Origin of the sequence: Paenibacillus naphthalenovorans (assembly GCF_900099895.1) — a bacterium.
Taxonomy (GTDB): Bacteria; Bacillota; Bacilli; order Paenibacillales; family NBRC-103111; genus Paenibacillus_G; species Paenibacillus_G naphthalenovorans.
Map to the genome: position 1 here is coordinate 81,975 of NZ_FNDY01000002.1, position 17,024 is coordinate 98,998.

18 protein-coding genes are annotated in these 17,024 nt (G+C 51.2%); 1 reads left to right on the forward strand and 17 read right to left on the reverse strand.

All coding sequences use genetic code 11. The features are described 5' to 3' along the window. Nucleotides 1–7: 7 nt before the first annotated feature. The 16 genes from BLT35_RS02935 to BLT35_RS03010 all read right to left on the reverse strand — a co-directional run bounded on the left by BLT35_RS02935 (nt 8) and on the right by BLT35_RS03010 (nt 12,454). A complete protein-coding gene (locus BLT35_RS02935) occupies nt 8–154 on the reverse strand; it encodes a YqzL family protein (protein ID WP_074726974.1) in 147 nt (48 codons plus the stop codon). Nucleotides 155–298: 144 nt separating this feature from the next. After that, nucleotides 299–1,216, reverse strand: a complete 918-nt coding sequence (gene era / locus BLT35_RS02940) for a GTPase Era (RefSeq protein WP_062407569.1) — start codon at nt 1,214–1,216, stop codon at nt 299–301. Beyond that, entirely contained in the window at nt 1,216–1,632 is a 417-nt protein-coding gene (locus BLT35_RS02945) for a cytidine deaminase (RefSeq protein WP_062407567.1), read from the reverse strand. Before BLT35_RS02945 ends, era begins: the two co-directional genes overlap by 1 nt. Before the next feature lie 33 nt (nt 1,633–1,665). Continuing rightward, nucleotides 1,666–2,367, reverse strand: a complete 702-nt coding sequence (locus BLT35_RS02950) for a diacylglycerol kinase family protein (RefSeq protein WP_074726975.1) — start codon at nt 2,365–2,367, stop codon at nt 1,666–1,668. Beyond that, the gene (gene ybeY / locus BLT35_RS02955; protein WP_074726976.1) at nt 2,364–2,894 is read right to left on the reverse strand and encodes an rRNA maturation RNase YbeY; all 531 of its coding nucleotides are present in this window, start codon (nt 2,892–2,894) and stop codon (nt 2,364–2,366) included. Before ybeY ends, BLT35_RS02950 begins: the two co-directional genes overlap by 4 nt. Then, nucleotides 2,891–5,155 (reverse strand): HD family phosphohydrolase, encoded by a 2,265-nt coding sequence (locus tag BLT35_RS02960; RefSeq protein WP_062407561.1) that lies wholly within the window; start codon nt 5,153–5,155, stop codon nt 2,891–2,893. Before BLT35_RS02960 ends, ybeY begins: the two co-directional genes overlap by 4 nt. Before the next feature lie 20 nt (nt 5,156–5,175). Then, the gene (locus BLT35_RS02965; protein WP_074726977.1) at nt 5,176–6,138 is read right to left on the reverse strand and encodes a PhoH family protein; all 963 of its coding nucleotides are present in this window, start codon (nt 6,136–6,138) and stop codon (nt 5,176–5,178) included. Nucleotides 6,139–6,203: 65 nt separating this feature from the next. After that, nucleotides 6,204–7,385 (reverse strand): sporulation protein YqfD, encoded by a 1,182-nt coding sequence (gene yqfD, locus BLT35_RS02970; RefSeq protein ID WP_074726978.1) that lies wholly within the window; start codon nt 7,383–7,385, stop codon nt 6,204–6,206. 21 nt (nt 7,386–7,406) lie between these two features. Beyond that, a complete protein-coding gene (gene yqfC / locus BLT35_RS02975; RefSeq protein ID WP_054819392.1) occupies nt 7,407–7,685 on the reverse strand; it encodes a sporulation protein YqfC in 279 nt (92 codons plus the stop codon). Nucleotides 7,686–7,871: 186 nt separating this feature from the next. After that, on the reverse strand, nt 7,872–8,327 hold the full coding sequence (locus tag BLT35_RS02980; protein WP_062407556.1) for a hypothetical protein: 456 nt from the start codon (nt 8,325–8,327) through the stop codon (nt 7,872–7,874). 32 nt (nt 8,328–8,359) lie between these two features. After that, complete coding sequence (gene floA, locus BLT35_RS02985; protein ID WP_062407554.1) at nt 8,360–9,352, reverse strand: flotillin-like protein FloA; 993 nt, start codon at nt 9,350–9,352, stop codon at nt 8,360–8,362. 29 nt (nt 9,353–9,381) lie between these two features. Then, nucleotides 9,382–10,770, reverse strand: coding sequence for an NfeD family protein (locus BLT35_RS02990; protein ID WP_254777501.1), 1,389 nt, complete (start codon nt 10,768–10,770; stop codon nt 9,382–9,384). 126 nt (nt 10,771–10,896) lie between these two features. Beyond that, nucleotides 10,897–11,340, reverse strand: coding sequence for a GatB/YqeY domain-containing protein (locus tag BLT35_RS02995; protein ID WP_054820180.1), 444 nt, complete (start codon nt 11,338–11,340; stop codon nt 10,897–10,899). Nucleotides 11,341–11,352: 12 nt separating this feature from the next. Next, nucleotides 11,353–11,526 (reverse strand): 30S ribosomal protein S21, encoded by a 174-nt coding sequence (gene rpsU, locus BLT35_RS03000; RefSeq protein WP_010491812.1) that lies wholly within the window; start codon nt 11,524–11,526, stop codon nt 11,353–11,355. A 129-nt stretch (nt 11,527–11,655) separates the two neighbouring features. Next, complete coding sequence (locus BLT35_RS03005; RefSeq protein ID WP_062407552.1) at nt 11,656–12,000, reverse strand: histidine triad nucleotide-binding protein; 345 nt, start codon at nt 11,998–12,000, stop codon at nt 11,656–11,658. A 118-nt stretch (nt 12,001–12,118) separates the two neighbouring features. Then, nucleotides 12,119–12,454 carry an MCP four helix bundle domain-containing protein gene (locus tag BLT35_RS03010; RefSeq protein WP_175471916.1) on the reverse strand — a complete coding sequence of 112 codons (336 nt, stop codon included), beginning with the start codon at nt 12,452–12,454 and terminating at the stop codon, nt 12,119–12,121. A 253-nt stretch (nt 12,455–12,707) separates the two neighbouring features. On the opposite strand from BLT35_RS03010, the gene BLT35_RS03015 reads away from it, so the two are divergent. Further along, on the forward strand, nt 12,708–14,630 hold the full coding sequence (locus BLT35_RS03015; protein WP_062407549.1) for an FAD-dependent oxidoreductase: 1,923 nt from the start codon (nt 12,708–12,710) through the stop codon (nt 14,628–14,630). A 123-nt stretch (nt 14,631–14,753) separates the two neighbouring features. Here the strand turns inward: BLT35_RS03015 and BLT35_RS03020 are convergent, their stop codons facing one another. Continuing rightward, nucleotides 14,754–16,937, reverse strand: coding sequence for a stalk domain-containing protein (locus BLT35_RS03020; RefSeq protein ID WP_083351160.1), 2,184 nt, complete (start codon nt 16,935–16,937; stop codon nt 14,754–14,756). Between the last annotated feature and the right edge of the window lie 87 nt (nt 16,938–17,024).

The following is a 17,024-nucleotide window of genomic DNA, read 5'->3' on the forward strand; positions in this document are numbered from 1 at the left end:
GCTCAATTTACTGCATCGTCTCCGGAGCTTCCGCCGCAGACTCCTGCTCCGGCAGTTCCGGCTCCTCTCCGGGCTGAATCTGATATTCCTTATAAAGCAGGTAAGCATCCACATCTCCAGTGATCGAAAAATACTTCCACGAAAAATCTCTCATGGTACATCCTCCCCTTGGCAGCGTGATTACAATACCTGTTGCTGGGATTAGGATGGATCGATTCGGACAGAAGTATGCTGAACAAAAACTGGAATGTATGATTTGCATTAAACGCTGCAGAATTCTTTGAAAATAAGCAAGAGCCTATTCGTGGCGGAAACCGAGATCCCGCAGTACCCGCTCCTGGTTGCGCCAGTCTTTCTTTACCTTTACCCAAAGCTCAAGGAAGGTTTTGGATCCCAGCAGCGCTTCGATGTCAGCGCGGGCTTTTTGGCCCACCTCTTTGAGCAGCGCACCTTTTTTTCCGATAATAATTCCCTTTTGTGAATCCCGTTCGACATAAATCACGGCGGAAATATGCACAACGCCATTTTCTTCCAACTTCATATCTTCTATCGACACAGCGATCGAATGCGGAACCTCCTCCCGCGTCAAGTGTAATATTTTTTCCCGGATCAGCTCCGCGCAAACAAACTGTTCCGGGTGGTCCGTGACTTGATCCGCGGGATAATACTGTGGTCCTTCCGGCAAATACTTGATTACCTGATCGAGCAGCGTGCTCACATTATTTCCATGCATGGCTGAGATCGGTACAATCTCGGCAAAGGGATACAAGTCCTTATATGTGGTAATGACCGGCAGCAGAGCTTCAGGGTGGACTTGATCGATCTTATTCATGACCAGCAGCACCGGCGTCTTTACTTTCTTCAACTGCTCGATAATGTACCGATCCCCTCCGCCGAGACCTTCTGCGACATCGACCAAAAACAAAATGGCATCGACTTCGCTAAGGGCGCTTTCCGCTGCTTTCACCATGTAGTCCCCCAACTTCGACTGCGATTTATGAATACCCGGCGTATCCAAAAAGACGATCTGGGCTTCATCAGTCGTATACACCCCATGAATCTTGTTCCGGGTGGTTTGCGGTTTATCGGACATAATGGCGATTTTCTGGCCGATGACCTGATTCATGAGCGTGGATTTGCCGACATTCGGCCTGCCGATGATGGCGACAAAACCGGATTTAAACTTGGGTTGCTTTTCTTTATCGGAATAAGACATCAGTCAGTGGTTCCTCCGTCCAAATCATATGATGTAAATGCGCCCGGGAGCAGCGCGCCAACCGTCGTTACATTGATATCCCCGCGCAAATTGGCAAGGTACACCGGCATATCCGGACGGCACAGCTCTACGAGCACTTGACGGCATACGCCGCAAGGAGCGATCGGCTGTTCCGTATCGCCGATGACAGCCATCGCCAGGAAAGTGCCGGGGAGCTCCCCGTCCGCAATGGCACGAAACAAAGCCGTACGCTCGGCACAGTTCGTCGGTCCGTAGGCGGCGTTCTCAATGTTGCATCCGAGATGCACCCTCCCTTTGGCGTCCAGCAGCGCACTGCCCACTTTAAACTGCGAATAAGGAGCGTAAGCTTTCTCCCGTGCTTCTTTAGCTTGAGCGATCAATTCGGTTTTATCCATGCGAAGCACTCCTTTACGGGCAGAGATCGCCCATTATATAGAAAACAGGTAAAAAGACAATATTGTAATAAAGCTTCCGAGCAGCGCACCGAGAATCAGCGAACCGAAGCTTCGCTTCCGTTTGTCGTACAGGGCCAGCAAAAGCACGCCGGCGAGTAAAAATCCGAGCAGCACCGCCAGTGTGTCCTGCACTCTGACGGCAATCAAGCTGGCGATGGCAAATGCAACCGATGTCAGGAGGCTCGGTTTGACCCAAACTCCTTTATCCGAGAAGCGGGTCTGCGCTACGATCGCCGTAAGGACAACCAGAGCAAGCAAGATCCACACGCTGGCTGCGGTCAAAGCATGCCCTTCCGCCGCGCGGGCCGTCCGCAATAACCGGTCCAATGGCTCGTAGAACACAATCATGCCTGTAACAGCGGCAAAAGCTGCAGTCACCAATACGGAGGCTGCAGCTACATCTTTTGCGATTTTGGCTAACGGATGAAGCTCCGGCATAGCCAAATCGACCGTTTTTTCCACGGCGGTATTGATCAGCTCCGTCATGAACATGAGCGTCACGGCCAACAGAATGAACAATATGTCTGTTTTGGAAAGCTTAAAAAACAACGCCAGTACTAACGCAGCGAGTCCCGCGAAAAAATGAAATTTCATATTCCGTTGGGTGGCCAGAGCATATTTGATTCCTTCATAAGCGTAACGGAAGCTGCGATGCCATTTGACCGGCTGCTTCACCGCGTTAGACCCGCCTGCTGCAAAATCTGCTCTTGCTTGCCGAACATGACCCGCTCTTCTTCCTCGACCTGATGGTCGTATCCGATCAAATGAAGGAATCCATGCACGAACAGGAAGCCGATCTCCCGATCGATGGAATGACCATAGTCGGCAGCTTGTTCCACAGCCCGGGGCACCGAGATGATGATATCGCCGAGAGGCTCTTCAAAGCCCTCGTCTTCGTCGCCCCTGTTCTTTGCCGGATCGTCCTCAAATGCGTCATCCTCATCTCCGTAGATGATTTCCATTTCCTCGTCGCCCATTTCCTGCATGGAGAATGACAGGACATCGGTCGGTTTATCCAAGCCGCGGTATTGCTTATTCAGCTCCTGTATGGCAGCGTCGTCCGTAAACGTCAGCGCCACTTCGCCGTCCGTCACCTGTTCCAGGGTGCCTGCCAACCGGAGCAGTTCCTCCAGCTTTTCAATCAGGGCATGCGTAATCTCATACTGCTCTTGTTCATTGTTCCATGAAAGCGTAAGGCTCATGGCTTCACCTCATCTGTCTTGTCCGTATTCTTTCTTGCCGAATCCGCCTTTTGAGACGGCATTTCGGTCGGGTATTCGATTCTTGAATGAAAGATGCCCAGCAAAGCTTCGTTCAGCGTCTTGGCAATCTGGTCCAGCTCTTTAATCGTCAAATCGCATTCATTGTATTGTCCATCATCCAGGCGGCTTTTAATAATTTTACGAACCATCGTATCAATCTGCTCCACGGTCGGGTTACGCAAAGACCGGACGGCGGCTTCCACACAATCGGCAATGCCAACAATCGCTGTTTCCTTCGTCTGCGCATTGGGACCGGGATACCGGTACTCGCTTTCCTCCGGCGGCTTTTCACCCTTCTCTTCCGCCTGCTTCTTCGCCTTGTGATAAAAATATTGCAGCAGCGTCGTACCGTGATGCTGTTCCGCAATATCGCGAATCGGCTTAGGGATGTTATATTCCTTCAGCATTTCGACGCCGTCCCGGGCATGCGCTACGATAATTGATTTACTGAGCGCAGGATCGATTTTGTCGTGCGGATTTTCAATGTTCGTCTGATTCTCGATAAAGTAACTCGGACGCTTGGTCTTGCCGATATCGTGATAATAGGCTCCCACCCGGCAGAGCAAACCATCCGCTCCGATCGCCTCCGCCGCAGCTTCGGACAGATTGCCGACCATAACACTGTGGTGATAGGTTCCCGGCGTCTCGGTAAGCAGCTTCCGCAGCAGCGGGTGATTCGGGTTCGACAGCTCCACGAGCTTCAACGGCGACAGAATGCCGAACGCCATTTCAAAGAACGGAAGCAGGCCGATGACGAGAACCGCCGTTAACAAGCCCCCGCCAACCACAAAAGAAGCAGCAAAAAGCGCGTCTTTTTGCGTGATATCATCATCCAGCATCAGCAGCGACGCAACAAGCACAAGACCGAATAACGAGACCATGAAGCCCGCCCTCAGGATTGAGGAACGCCGGCTGGCTCTTTGGATGGAGAAAATCGCGGCAAAGGAGCAGGTCAGCGTCAGCAAGCCATATTTGAAATCGAACGGAAACAGCTGATCCGAGTTAAAGACGACGCTGGCGATGACACTGAACAGGACCGACGAGATAAAGGCTAGCTGAGCGTTAAGCAAAATTGTGATCAATATGGCTCCCATCGCGGTCGGCGCCAAATAACCGATAAAAGGGAAGTCCAGGCTTTGCGCCATAGAGAACACTTTCATAAATCCCAGCGTCAGAATGATAATCAAGATCAGCATCAGCAGCTGAACGTTGTTATGCTTTACCGGAAGGGTGCTTTGGCGGACATACATGAAAAGGACGAGGCAGCATAAAATAACAAATAATAGAAGCCCTATATTCGGCCATGAGCTGGTATCATCCTTAAGCAATTCAAGCTCGGCAAGACGGTTGTATACTTCCTCCGTAATTTTTTCACCCTTGGATACCAGTACCTCATTTTTGTTTATATATATTTCCTTTACGTTATCGCGCGCGTGGGCCCTGGCCTCTTCTGTCCCCTTCTGGTCGTAAAATTTATTGGGCGTCAGTGCAGCCCGGACAAGCTCCTGCACCAGTTCGCGCGTCAGGCTCTTCGTTAAGGTCGAAGCGTTCACCAGCTCAGGAACCTTTACGCGGGCCGCCTGCGCATCCAAAATCTGATCGTTCATCAGCTTGCTTACGATCTCTTTGGCTACAGGCTCCATCGCAGTCAGATCCTCTGCGGACAACCTTGGAATTTTATAAAACGCTTCCTCCGGTATCCGATACTGCTGCTCACGGAAGCTCTTGTTCATCTCCGTAAACAACTGGTCGCTGTATTGACCGCTGTTCATATAGTTCATTAATTGGCGATCAAGATGGTCCTGGATCAAGGTTGGAATGACCGTCTTATAAATGCTGACCTTATCCGTCTGGGACACATCCGTATCACTGTTGATCTGCTGCAGCTTTTCAAAAATCGCTCCTACGACAAGTTCGTTTCTGAGCGGCACAATGGTGTAGACCGGCTGCACGCGCTGTGCGGCTTCTTCTCTTGCTTGTTCGGTGGCTGCGTTGTTCTTGATTGCTCTGGTTGCGAGAATATCTTTCTCCGCAATGGAATTTAATGTAATATCATAGGTTTGAGGCACGACTTGATGGAACATCGTTAAATAAAACACAAGCGCAAGCAAGACAAACAGAAGAAAGCGCACTACGGCGCTGTGTCTCCAACCGGTAAGCCGATATTGAAGTTTGCCTGGAATGGAAACGAGGTTTTTCATGACGAAAGGTCAGCCCTTTCTCAGCCTTCTTTATCCTCATTATAGGCTACGATGATTTTTTGCACCAATGAGTGTCTCACTACGTCCTGTTCATCAAATGAGATAAAGCCGATTTCTTCGATCGACCGCAGAATACGCTGCGCTTCCACAAGCCCGGATGATTTACCCCGAGGCAAATCGATCTGGGTGACGTCACCGGTGATCACCATCTTGGAGCCGAAGCCCAGGCGGGTCAAAAACATCTTCATCTGTTCCGGGGTCGTATTTTGCGCTTCGTCCAATATGATAAACGAATCGTCCAGCGTTCTTCCGCGCATATAAGCGAGCGGTGCGATCTCGATCAATCCGCGCTCCATTGTTTTCGCGACCTGCTCAGGACCCAAGACATCATTAAGAGCATCATACAATGGCCGTAAATAAGGGTCAACCTTTTCCTGAAGATCTCCCGGCAAAAAGCCCAGGCTTTCTCCTGCTTCCACCGCAGGACGGGTGAGGACGATCCGCTTGATTTTACCTTCCTTCAGCGCCGCGACGGCAAGAACGACGGCAATATACGTTTTCCCCGTTCCAGCCGGACCGATACCGAAGACGATATCCTTCTTCCTGATTTCATCCACGTATTGTTTTTGGCCAATGGTTTTTACCCGGATCGGTTTCCCTTTATGCGTAACGGCGATTTCGCCCTTGAACAAATCCAGCAGCTGGTCTGCTTTCATCTCTTTGGCGAGGTCCATCGCATAATTCACATCACGTTCAGTCAACGTGTATTGGTTGCGTATCAGCGTAAGCAGTACGGTGAACAAATGCTCCAAACGAGCCGTTACCTCGACTGAACCCTGCACTACAATTTCTTCTTCACGCGTAAAGATCCGAGCCGGCATTTCCTTTTCAATCAGTTGTAAGAATTTGTCCTGCGGCCCGAACAAGGCGAGTCCTTCGGCCGTATTTTTTAGTGCCACTTTCACGGTTGCTTGGTCTGTCAACAGGTTTTATCTCTCCTCCGGGTTTTCGGAATATTGTACTTCCGAAAACGTCTGCGTCTATAGAGTTATGGCACGATCGGCTGTTCAACAGCAATCGATTCTTCTACTTCAAAAAGTATTTCCATATAAACTTTACCACTCTCCGTCTTTTCATGCAAAATTTTTTCGGATAGAATTCGAGATTCTTTGCCTGCGGCGGCCAAAATTTGCCCTCTGGCCTGCTCGAGTCCGATAGCCGATGCTTCCTTCGGATCAACCTGCCGTTGTTCCAGCCTCACTTCCATGATTTTTTCGCGTAGCCAACCGATCGGAAGCGTATAATTTCGCCAAGTCAGCATTTTTTGTTCGGGCAGCGTTTCATGCTGTTCGAACGGAATTTTGCCGTAACCGCTCATCTGCACACCGCGGCTGCCGATAACGAGAAAGGAACGGGTTTTGCTTTCTCCCGTGTACGTTTTGTACTGCCAGACAAGCGGTACCTCGACAGCAGGCTTGTACCATACCAGCCCCTTTACCTTGCCCTGGGCGACAACCGTTTGCTGATGCGCCTCATCCCCCAGAATACCGGAGATCAGAATATCTCCTTTGCGCACATAAGCATTGGGCTTCACGACGGGTTTGCCTTTTTCCGCAAATATTTCGGTGACCATCGCATTTTTGGACGCGACCAGATGACGCGGGCTAAGCAGCTGCGGCGTCTCAGGAATCGTAGCCTCAACAATTTTAATGATCACATGGGTGCCTCGGACCTCCACCCCGACCCAAGCGATGCCAGGCAGTTGGCTCAGCAGCGATCTGGACAGCGCCTCCGGCTCTTTCAGCCTGAATTTCCACTGCAGCTTATGGATTCCTTCCCGCTCTGCCGCCTGCAAAATCCTTTCGGTTTCAATCGTTTCATTGCCTTCTACCCGAATCTGCCATACGACGGAAGAAAGCAGATAGATGCCGATAAAGAAGCCGAGCAGCCCTAAAGCAAAAAACTTGCGCTTCTCCAGCTTGTCCAGCCAAAAAGGCAGCCCATGCCTTTCCTTGATTCGGATCCGGGAGCCTGTCTCTTTCAACAGCGGCCTAAGCCTGAAGAAGTCGGGAATCGTTACGAACATCTTGGCCTGCTGCTCCGCCGAATAATGAATGTCCCAGACGGACATTTGCATGACCGCCATGCGATTGATCAGTTCTTCCAACTGCCGGCCTCTTACTTCGATCAAAACATAACCGCGCAGTCGATGGATAAACGATGATTTCACGGTCGACTTCCCCTTTCCAGGCTATGGAATGTATTTGATATCTCGAATGACGCCTTCAATAAACACTTCCTCCGACAAGATCGCCCGGATAACAAGCTGTGATCCGTATACCTCAATCCGGCCTTTCGTCAAAGCCAGCGTAAGCAAGTCGCTTGAGAAATGCAGAACACCCCGGTGATTCTCAATGTACAGCTGTACGTTTCCGATCATCGTCATGCGGGGCAAGTCCATCACCACGTCCTGAGGCAGGTCGAGCAGTTTGGCGGTCCATTGATTGAATCTGCGTGTCAATCTGCGCATACGTTACCTCCTCCGTAAGCTGCCCTTCGGGCATCCAAAAGCCAGAACACGGCTAATTACACCATATGCCCGGGATTTGAAAATATGCCCGTTGAACTGGCTTATCGCTCCCGGATATCGTCCACCGCCAACAAAAAAGCACCGTACCGCTGATCAACAGATCAGTGATACGGTGCTTCTTGAGCTTCACCGCCGATAAGGACGTTTGGCTCGCGACGGACCCAAAATCTCGGCCCACAGCACGCCGCGCGCCAAATCTTCAGACGTAGCACGGAATGAGGCCTTCACGGGACTTTGCACCGGTACGGAAGACCCCGGGAACCCGGATGCCGGCGTTCGCTGCGCAGGTCTGGGCCGCGGAGCTTGAGCTCTGGCAGGCTCCTGACGGGGTTCCGGAGCAGCAGCCGCTCTGGCCTCCGGAGCCGGAACAGCCTTGGGCTCCTGCCGCCCTTGAACGTGTTTAGCCCGGCCGGGCCCGTCCCCGCCGAACGGAGGCATACCCTGGGGAACCGGCCTCGCAGGCCGGCCCGGCTGATCCTTTGGTTCATCCCCGCCCCGTTTGGTTTTCATAAACGTGCTTAGTCCAATATAAATAATCACCAGAATGAACCAGTTGTCGAGAATGAATTCGATTAAACCCACGATTATATCCCGCCTTTCCGAACGGAAGACGCTTAAGCATCCCCGCTGTTCTTATCCGGGTTGTTCATTTTTCCAAGACCGGCGCGCATTTGGGTATCGGCTTCGATGTTTTTCAGGTTCATATAATCCATCACGCCGATCTTGCCTTCGCGAAGCGCATCGGCCATCGCCTGAGGAACCTGAGATTCGGCTTCAACCACTTTAGCCTTCATCTCGACGACGCGCGCGTTCATTTCCTGCTCCAAAGCAACGGCCATCGCTCGGCGCTCTTCCGCTTTGGCTTGCGCGATCTGCTTGTCGGCTTCCGCCTGCTCCGTTTGCAGCTGGGCGCCAATGTTTTTGCCCACGTCCACATCGGCAATATCGATGGATAAAATCTCAAAAGCCGTACCGGCATCCAACCCTTTGCCCAATACCGTACGCGAAATCAAATCCGGGTTTTCAAGCACGTCCTTATGCGAATTGCTGGAACCGACTGTAGTAACGATCCCCTCGCCTACGCGGGCGATGATCGTCTCTTCCCCGGCTCCCCCGACAAGCCGGTCGATGTTGGCCCTAACCGTTACTCTTGCAATAACCTTCACTTCAATACCGTCTTTGGCTACGGCAGAAACCGTAGGCGTTTCAATCACACGCGGGTTGACGCTCATTTGTACCGCCTGCAGGACATCCCGGCCCGCCAGATCAATCGCAGCCGCCCGTGCAAACTCCAAATGAATGTTGGCGCGGTGCGCCGCAATAAGCGCATTCACGACGCGATCTACGTTACCGCCCGCCAAGAAGTGGCTCTCCAGCTGATTAATCGTTAAATCCAAACCGGCTTTGGTCGCTTTAATCATCGGGTTGACGATCCGGCTCGGAATAACGCGGCGAAGGCGCATGGCCACAAGCGTAATAATGCCGATCCGCACGCCGGAAGCGAGTGCCGAAATCCACAGCATCACCGGGACAAAGGTGAAAAACACCGACAGCACGATGATCGCAACCGCCGCAAGCAATAAGAACGTAATCAGGGTAGTATCCATACAAGCACCATCCTATCTCCAATTTTCAATCATTCTTTCATCTCTTTAACAACGATTCGCGAACCGTCGACCTGAATGACCTTGACTGTCCGTCCGGCCGGAATAAAATCGCCCGACGTGACCACGTCCACACGCTCCTCGCCGAAAACCGCCGTTCCGGCAGGCCGCAGCGGCGTAAGCGCATGACCGGTTTGGCCAAGCAATTCCTTGCGGGACGAAGCGGAAACGTATCCTTCCTCCGCAGTCAGCTTCTCACTCAGGATGAACCGGTTCCAAACGCCCCGGTGCCTGAATATCCGGATCACAATGACCACAATCACAACCGCCAATACAAAAGCGATCCCAAGGCTCCACGCGGCCATTTGCTTATTATAGGCAGACAAAACCACTCCGCTGAACAAACAGAGCGCTCCAAGGATACCCAGAATGCCAAAGCTTGAAACGAAAATTTCCAGAAAAAGCAAAATGATGCCAGCCACAAACAGAGCGATATCCTCAGCCCCTGCGAAACCCGCGATGTAATGGCCGAAAAAGTACAATCCGAAGCCGAGCACTCCCAATATACCAGGAAGGCCAAACCCCGGTACGAAAATCTCGACCGCAACCCCAGCAATGCCGATCAGCAGCAGCAGAGTGGCCACCCACGGCTCGGTCACAAAGCGGGCTATTCTTTCAGCCACAGTAAGCTCCATCGTAATCAGCGGATGATTCTCTCCGCCGATAAACTTGACGACCTCATCCAGACTTGCTGCAATGGTTTCCGCATATCCGACCTTTAACGCTTCCTGTGAAGTCAAAGTAACGATTTCGCCCTTCGGCACGGTCCTGCCGATTTCGGGCATTATCACGCCGACATTCTTATCTACCATCGCTTCGGCAATTTGCGAATTGCGCCCGCGCATTTCGGCCGCGCCTTTCATGAGTCCGGACCAGGTAGAGATGGCTTTCGTATCCTCAATCTCGTTACCGGTAATATCGACAATCGCCGCCGCTCCGATCGAGCTGCCCGGTTCCATAGCAATCTGCTCCGCGTTTAACGCGATATAACTGCCGGCCGAGATCGCCTTGCCTCGTATATAAGCGATGGTCGGAACAGGGCTGTTCTTGATCAGCTGGCCGATTTCCTGTGCCGAGTCAATGCGTCCTCCGAACGTGTTGATGTCGAGCACGATATGAAGCGCGTTCATCTCTTCCGCTTCACGGAACGCACGTTCCAGGAAATTGTACAGCCCGTTTTCCACCGTGTGGTGTACCGGAATGACGACAACCGGTGCCGCAAGAGGCTTCGTCTCCGCATGAGCGGTCTTGAAATCCGGCAGGCCCATAAACAGCACCGGCATCATCAGCGTCAACGCCAGCATCAAGGTGACCATTCTTTGCCAAAACTGACTTTTTGATTCACCGGCTCCAACCCGCATGGCTTTACCTCCTTTTCTCTGTTATTGATCAGTCTATCCGGTAATACGCGCCAGGGACGTATTTGATTCATAAAATATCCTAAAATGAAGAAAAACACTCCTGTTACGGAGTGTTCCTCGTTGTTGTTAAGACAATAGCTGTTGGACAAGCTGATTGACAAGCTTGCCGTCAGCCCGCCCTTTTACCTTCGGCATTAATGCGCCCATGACTTTACCCATATCCGCTTTTGAAGAAGCTCCCACTTCCTGGATGGTCTGCTGTACAATGGCTTTTACTTCTTCATCGGATAACTGCTGCGGCATGTACTCCATCAGTACGGCAATCTCTGCCTTCAGGTTTTCCGCCAAATCATCACGACCGGCCTTTTCAAATTCTTGGAGGGAATCTTTGCGCTGTTTGATCTCACGATTCAGGACGTCAAGTACTTCTTGGTCATCTAAGGTTTTACGCTGATCTATCTCGATATTCTTGATAGCTGCACGAACCATACGGATTACGGAGAGTTTAAACTTATCTTGACTCTTCATCGCAAGCTTCATGTCATCGTTTAATCTCTCGCTTAAGCTCATTGATTAAGCCTCCTAGAACTTTCTCTTACGAGCAGCCTCTGACTTCTTCTTGCGCTTTACGCTTGGCTTCTCATAATGCTTGCGTTTTTTAACCTCCGCCAAAACGCCGTCTTTAGCGATAGAACGCTTAAAGCGACGAAGTGCAGCATCTATAGTTTCGTTCTTGCGAACTCGAGTTTCTGACACCAGTTTTCCCTCCCTCCGAACAGACCGTCCAAGACAACTAAAGACATTCGTCAAACTTCATTATAGGCGAAAACAAAACTGGGTGTCAACCTGATCAAAGCAATGGATAAGCAAAGCTTCGGAACCGTATTACCTTGCATTCAGCGCGCCGAGTTTCTCCCCTCCGAGCAGGTGATAGTGGATATGAAAAACGACTTGCCCGCTATCCGGCCCGCAGTTGTTGATCAGCCGATACCCCGTTTCAGCAACCCCCTGCTCCCTGGCGATTTGCTGAGCGGCGGAATGAATTTCCCCAAGCAAATACCAGTCTTCCGACTCCACATCATTCATCGAAGAAATATGTTTCTTGGGAATGATCAGGATATGTACGGGGGCGGCAGGCTGAATATCGTGAAAAGCCACAACATGTTCATTCTCGAACACTTTTTTCGATGGAATGGCGCCCTCGACGATTTTGCAAAAAATGCAGTCCATGGATGTCCACCTCTTTTCGTCCCATGAGTAATTTTACCATTATATCATAACGAATCGGACTTCAAAAATCCAATAGAAAACAACGCTTGTAAACATGTCTTTTTCCATTATTTTAAACTTAATGCTCCATCCATTCCACAACCAGGTCCACCGCTTGCTTAAACCGTTCACGACCGTGATTGGCCAGCGCCTGCTTAGCCTTCTCAAACTCCCCTTCAAGCATCCACTGCGCGATCTGGTCTTTGATGATTGAAAATTGCCTCCAGGCTGCCTTCAGCGCCTCGAAACAGGCTATATCCCGCTCCGTGGGCAGCCCGTTCTCCAGTATCGCAAAGCATTCCGCAAGCTTGCTTTCCTCCACCAGCTTCCGCTCGTGCCAGCAGTATCCTCCGCCCGCTTGCCAGAACTCCATCGCGAGAATGCCAACATCCCTTCGCCCACATTTTAATGTCATATATAATAACATAAAAGGAACATCATTTTAAGTAAAAATACAAAAACACACGTCAAATTACAACGTTTAATCTGTACCATATTTCTTTTTTTGGTTCTTCTTAAAGTAATGTTATTATATTTAACAAATACTGAAGATTGTCTGCAAAGCAACGTTTTGTGCTAAAATATAGACTGGAAGTCTAATTTAATGATAGACCGTGAGTCTAAATTCATTTATAATGGTTTCCAGCACGTTTCGAGGTGGGGATTTCATGAACAAATTCATGCGTGCCGCAACCCGGAAAAAACGCGAATATATGATGGAAGTCGCCTTGAAGCTGTTTATCGAGCACGGTTATGAGAAAGTTTCGGTAGACGATATTATCAGGTCGACAAATACTTCCAAAGGAACGTTTTATCATTATTTTGAAAGCAAGGACGAAATTCTTCTGGAAATTCCGAGGAAGCAGATATCCATCATTCAAGCGTGGGCAAACCGCCCGCCTGCAACGGAGAACGCCTTGGAAAGCCAAATCAACGGACTTCTTATCAGCTTGGCTGAGAATCTGCAGCATTCATCCAAACTCATGCGGAGCTGGATTGCTTTATCGATGCAAAACCATACGCTCAAAGCCGCGTTCGAGGAACAAAACCGCTTGCTGTATGAATGTCTACTGCTCCGGCTGCAGGATTCGCACAAAGCGAGAACGCTGGTGGCGGCCTATCTCGGAACATTAATGCTGTGGTGTTTACAGGATGAAGATGATTTGAAGGAACTTATGCGCCAGCAATTAGCACCGGTTTGGGCCGGAATCCGCGCAAATCAGAAGGCGGATACGTTGTTGGTCGAACCGGATCGGGGAGGGGAACATGTTATGAAGGTGGCTGTCATTGGAGGCGGTCTGGCGGGCTTGACCGCAGCCGCATATTTATCGGAGAGCCCCGGTATCGAGGGGGTCTTATTCGAGCGGAGTCCGCAGCTCGGAGGCAGAGCGTTTACTTATGAAAAGGCGGGCTTTACGTTAAACTACGGGGCACATGCCGTTTATGGCATCGATCGTCATACCTTGTCCGTGATGGAAAAGGAGTTGGGACTTTCCTTCAGCTCCAAGCAGGTCGATAAACGCAGAGTCATGTATGCCAAGAACGGACAGCTGACGCCTGCTCCGCTCGATTTTGTCAATTTGATGAGAACCGAACTGTTGAACCCCATCCAGAAGGTTCGCTTTGTCGGGGAGATTACAGCGATTATCGCTAACATTCACCATGTGCGGAACTACGAGACCCTCGGGGATTATTTGGCTCAATCCGATGCTGACGAGGATGTCAAGGAATTGTGGGAGCATCTCGTATGCTCGAACTTTTTCATTACTCCGGAGGAAGCCAGAAAAGTACCCGGAGCGGTCATTAGCGAGTATTACCATAACCTGTTTCTGTCCGGAAAACCGGTGAATTATGTTTTAGGCAGCTGGGCCGTTATCACAAACCAGCTCAAGCAAAAAATAGAGCTGGGCGGCCGCTGGGAAATCGCCCTTCAGGAAGGCGTGGAAGGCATTCGTTATGCGGATCGCAAATTTTGGCTGCAAACGAAAAAAAGGGAGCTGCCTTTCGATCGCGTCGTTTTCGCCATGCCTGTACAGCAAGTGTGCAAGCTGCTCAAGGCTACGCCATGGGAACCGTTCCTGTCTCCGTACGAGGATAATACCGCGACAGAGGTTATGGTATACGACGTGGGCTTGAAACAGGTTGTGGCCAGGCCGTTCAGTTATATCAGCGATATGGACAATAAGCTGTTTATCAGCGATGTGTCGGCAACCGATCATACGTTGGTTCCCGACGGAGGCCAACTGCTTCAAGGGATCGCTTACCTGAACGACAAATTTGTCGACGAAGCCGAACGCAAAGCTTACCTGGACAATAAGACCAAACAAATGGAAGCCTTGTTCGACAAATATTATCCCGGCTGGCGCGAGGCGACGGAAGTCAAACGCGTATCGAAAAAAGCGATGGTTGCCAGCGTAAAGAATATTTCGGGGAATCGTCTGCTGCCCCATCGCATCGAGAACGTTCCGTTTTATTTCTGCGGCGATGGCTGTGAAGGCAAGGGGGAACTGGCGGAGCGCGCATTCTCAAGTGCTATGCTGGCTGCCAAAGCGATATTGGAAGATCCCGAACTGAAGAAGATCGGTGCATAGGGATGAATAAGAGGGGCCGTCCCATAAGTCAACCTGATGGAGTAACTGGATGACTGAGGGACGGCCCTTGTGTTATATGAAAAAACGACGATATGGCAGGAGCAAGGAGCTGGGAACCCTTGCCTACGCCGCATCGTTAAACAGCTTGAACGCTTTGGCGACTTGCAGCTTGAACCATCCGAAAACAGCCACCGCCACCGACCCCAAATTCTTTTTGTCTTCTGTCGTCGTATTCGCGGCAAGGGTTTCCTGTTCCTGCCGATCCTCGGCTGTGCCGACCTTTGCGGCCGGTGCTTGACCGTCACTTCGGATCTCCACCGTTCGCGTTGTGCCGTCCCAGCTGACAGCACCGCCGAAGGCCTCGCCTACAAAACGTGCCGGAACCATGGTATGCCCGTTTACCAATTGGGCCGGCATTTCGAGAGCCACGGTTTCCCCGTTCCGGTTCGCGAAGGTGCTGCCGATTTGGATGGACACCACCGCATTCCCCTTACGTGCGGTTGCCGTGCGTGTGGATGAATCCCACTCCACCTTGGCCCCCATCGACTCCAATATCGCCCGCAGAGGCGTCAACGTATAGCCTTCCCGGATGACCGGCCGCTGCTCAAACTTCACATCCTTGCCGTCTACAACCACGGACACGCAGGAAGACAAAGGGAAAGATTTTGAACCGCTCCTTTGGCCGTCCTTATTGTAAACAACAATTTCAAAGACGGAGCCCTCCGGTACGGCCCCCGCATTAAGCTCAATGCCGAAAGGCGGTCCGCTTTGGCTATCCAGCAGCCTGCCGTTTAAATAATATTCAAGCTTGCCGATATAGACATCCGGAATTTTAACGAAGGGCGTAATTTTCGCTCTTTTGACAATAGGCGTCCGGGCGGTTAACGGCACATGGCCGGCATGATCCGAAGGCCTGGTCCCCTGCTCGACTTTGGTCAAATAATACGGAGGAGCGATCATACGGCTGTAAAGCTTCATCATCGCTTCATTATCCCGGAGCAAATAGTTGTTTTTGGATTCCTTCATCTCCAGATTGACATTAAAGTAAGTGATCGCCTTCAGCCGCGGATACTTATACGGCATAATTTCGTACAACCGCTGCAAATTCAGCAGTCCGTAATCGGTGAACGACTCCTGGGGAAGATTCGCGTAATGGGAGACGGCCGTTTCACTGATCATCAGCGGCTTCCGGCCGGCATAAGTCCGGTACAAATAATCCAGCCGCTCCACAGGGCTTGTCGCCTGCATATTTCCCTGCTTGGGATCTCCGTTCTCATACGGCTCGCTGTAAAGGCTGACGCCTACCCAATCGACATAAGCATCTCCCGGATAATAAGGAGCTATCGAGTACATCGGCACTTGCCCAGGACTCCATACCATGGCCACATTCGGCGCTTCCTGTTCCATGATGTCATGAACCATGCGGAAGCTTTGAATATATTTCTGCGGATCGCCGTGCCACACGACCCAATTGCCGTTCATCTCGCTGGCGTAACGCAGAAAGATCGGAATGCCCGCAGCCTTTGCCTCACGGGCCCATTGACGGACCGTCTCTTCCTTAACGGCATCAAGCCCGTCCATCGGCTCCCAGGCGATCTGCAGTGCGACCCCCGCCTGCTTCGCCCTGGTCACATACTGTTTTGGAAACGGTTTTCCCACCTGGGTATAGACCAGGTAGAGCGCGTGTTTTTTCCCGTAAAATGTCTCTGAGCGATCGTAGTAATTATGCATCTGCGGGTCGCGTTCCGTATACATTCCGATATAAATCCCGTATTCCGGCTCGAATTTCGCCAGCTGTCCGTCCGGCGGGGCGGCCAGCCGCTTCAACTCTTCCGTATCCGAGGTGCTGATATAAGCCTCCACGGTGGTACGTATTTGCTCCGCGCGCTGCAAATCGATGGCTCCCCAGTCTTTTCCGTCTTTGAGCCAGTACTCGTTTTCCAGCTCGTAGTAGTGAATCGCCTTCTCATAATCCTTCATCCGGTCAAAATATTGATTGAGTCTGCCGCAAAACAGCGCCGCATTCTGCCAATCTCCAATCGACGCATAGTGACGAACCAAAAACTCCCAATGCGGTACGGCATCCTCCGGCTTCCCTTTGGCCACGGCAGCGTCGGCCGCTTTCCATCGATCCCATATCGCATCGGCGTAAATCGGTTCGGCGTGAGAGAATAACAGTCCGGCACAAAGCGCTGCAGCCAGCAGACGCTTAACCTTTTTACAGCATACGGAAGCCGTAAACGAACGGGGATCTAAGAATCCCTTACGGCCAAGCCACCGATCCGGCTTCCGATGAGATGTCTGCATGATTGTCCCCCCTAGATGATGCATGTCCTTCTATCTATTCAACAGGTATGCCGGAAGAGGCCTGCTTATGTCTAAAGACGATCCGTT

Bases quoted from the DNA above. Each gene is read 5' to 3' on its own strand.
- BLT35_RS02935 (WP_074726974.1), bottom strand. From the start codon at position 154: ATGAGAGATTTTTCGTGGAAGTATTTTTCGATCACTGGAGATGTGGAT.
- era (WP_062407569.1), bottom strand. From the start codon at position 1,216: ATGTCTTATTCCGATAAAGAAAAGCAACCCAAGTTTAAATCCGGTTTT.
- BLT35_RS02945 (WP_062407567.1), bottom strand. From the start codon at position 1,632: ATGGATAAAACCGAATTGATCGCTCAAGCTAAAGAAGCACGGGAGAAA.
- ybeY (WP_074726976.1), bottom strand. From the start codon at position 2,894: ATGAGCCTTACGCTTTCATGGAACAATGAACAAGAGCAGTATGAGATT.
- BLT35_RS02960 (WP_062407561.1), bottom strand. From the start codon at position 5,155: ATGAAAAACCTCGTTTCCATTCCAGGCAAACTTCAATATCGGCTTACC.
- yqfC (WP_054819392.1), bottom strand. From the start codon at position 7,685: ATGCGCAGATTGACACGCAGATTCAATCAATGGACCGCCAAACTGCTC.
- floA (WP_062407554.1), bottom strand. From the start codon at position 9,352: ATGGATACTACCCTGATTACGTTCTTATTGCTTGCGGCGGTTGCGATC.
- BLT35_RS02990 (WP_254777501.1), bottom strand. From the start codon at position 10,770: ATGCGGGTTGGAGCCGGTGAATCAAAAAGTCAGTTTTGGCAAAGAATG.
- BLT35_RS02995 (WP_054820180.1), bottom strand. From the start codon at position 11,340: ATGAGCTTAAGCGAGAGATTAAACGATGACATGAAGCTTGCGATGAAG.
- BLT35_RS03005 (WP_062407552.1), bottom strand. From the start codon at position 12,000: ATGGACTGCATTTTTTGCAAAATCGTCGAGGGCGCCATTCCATCGAAA.
- BLT35_RS03010 (WP_175471916.1), bottom strand. From the start codon at position 12,454: ATGACATTAAAATGTGGGCGAAGGGATGTTGGCATTCTCGCGATGGAG.
- BLT35_RS03015 (WP_062407549.1), top strand. From the start codon at position 12,708: ATGAACAAATTCATGCGTGCCGCAACCCGGAAAAAACGCGAATATATG.
- BLT35_RS03020 (WP_083351160.1), bottom strand. From the start codon at position 16,937: ATGCAGACATCTCATCGGAAGCCGGATCGGTGGCTTGGCCGTAAGGGA.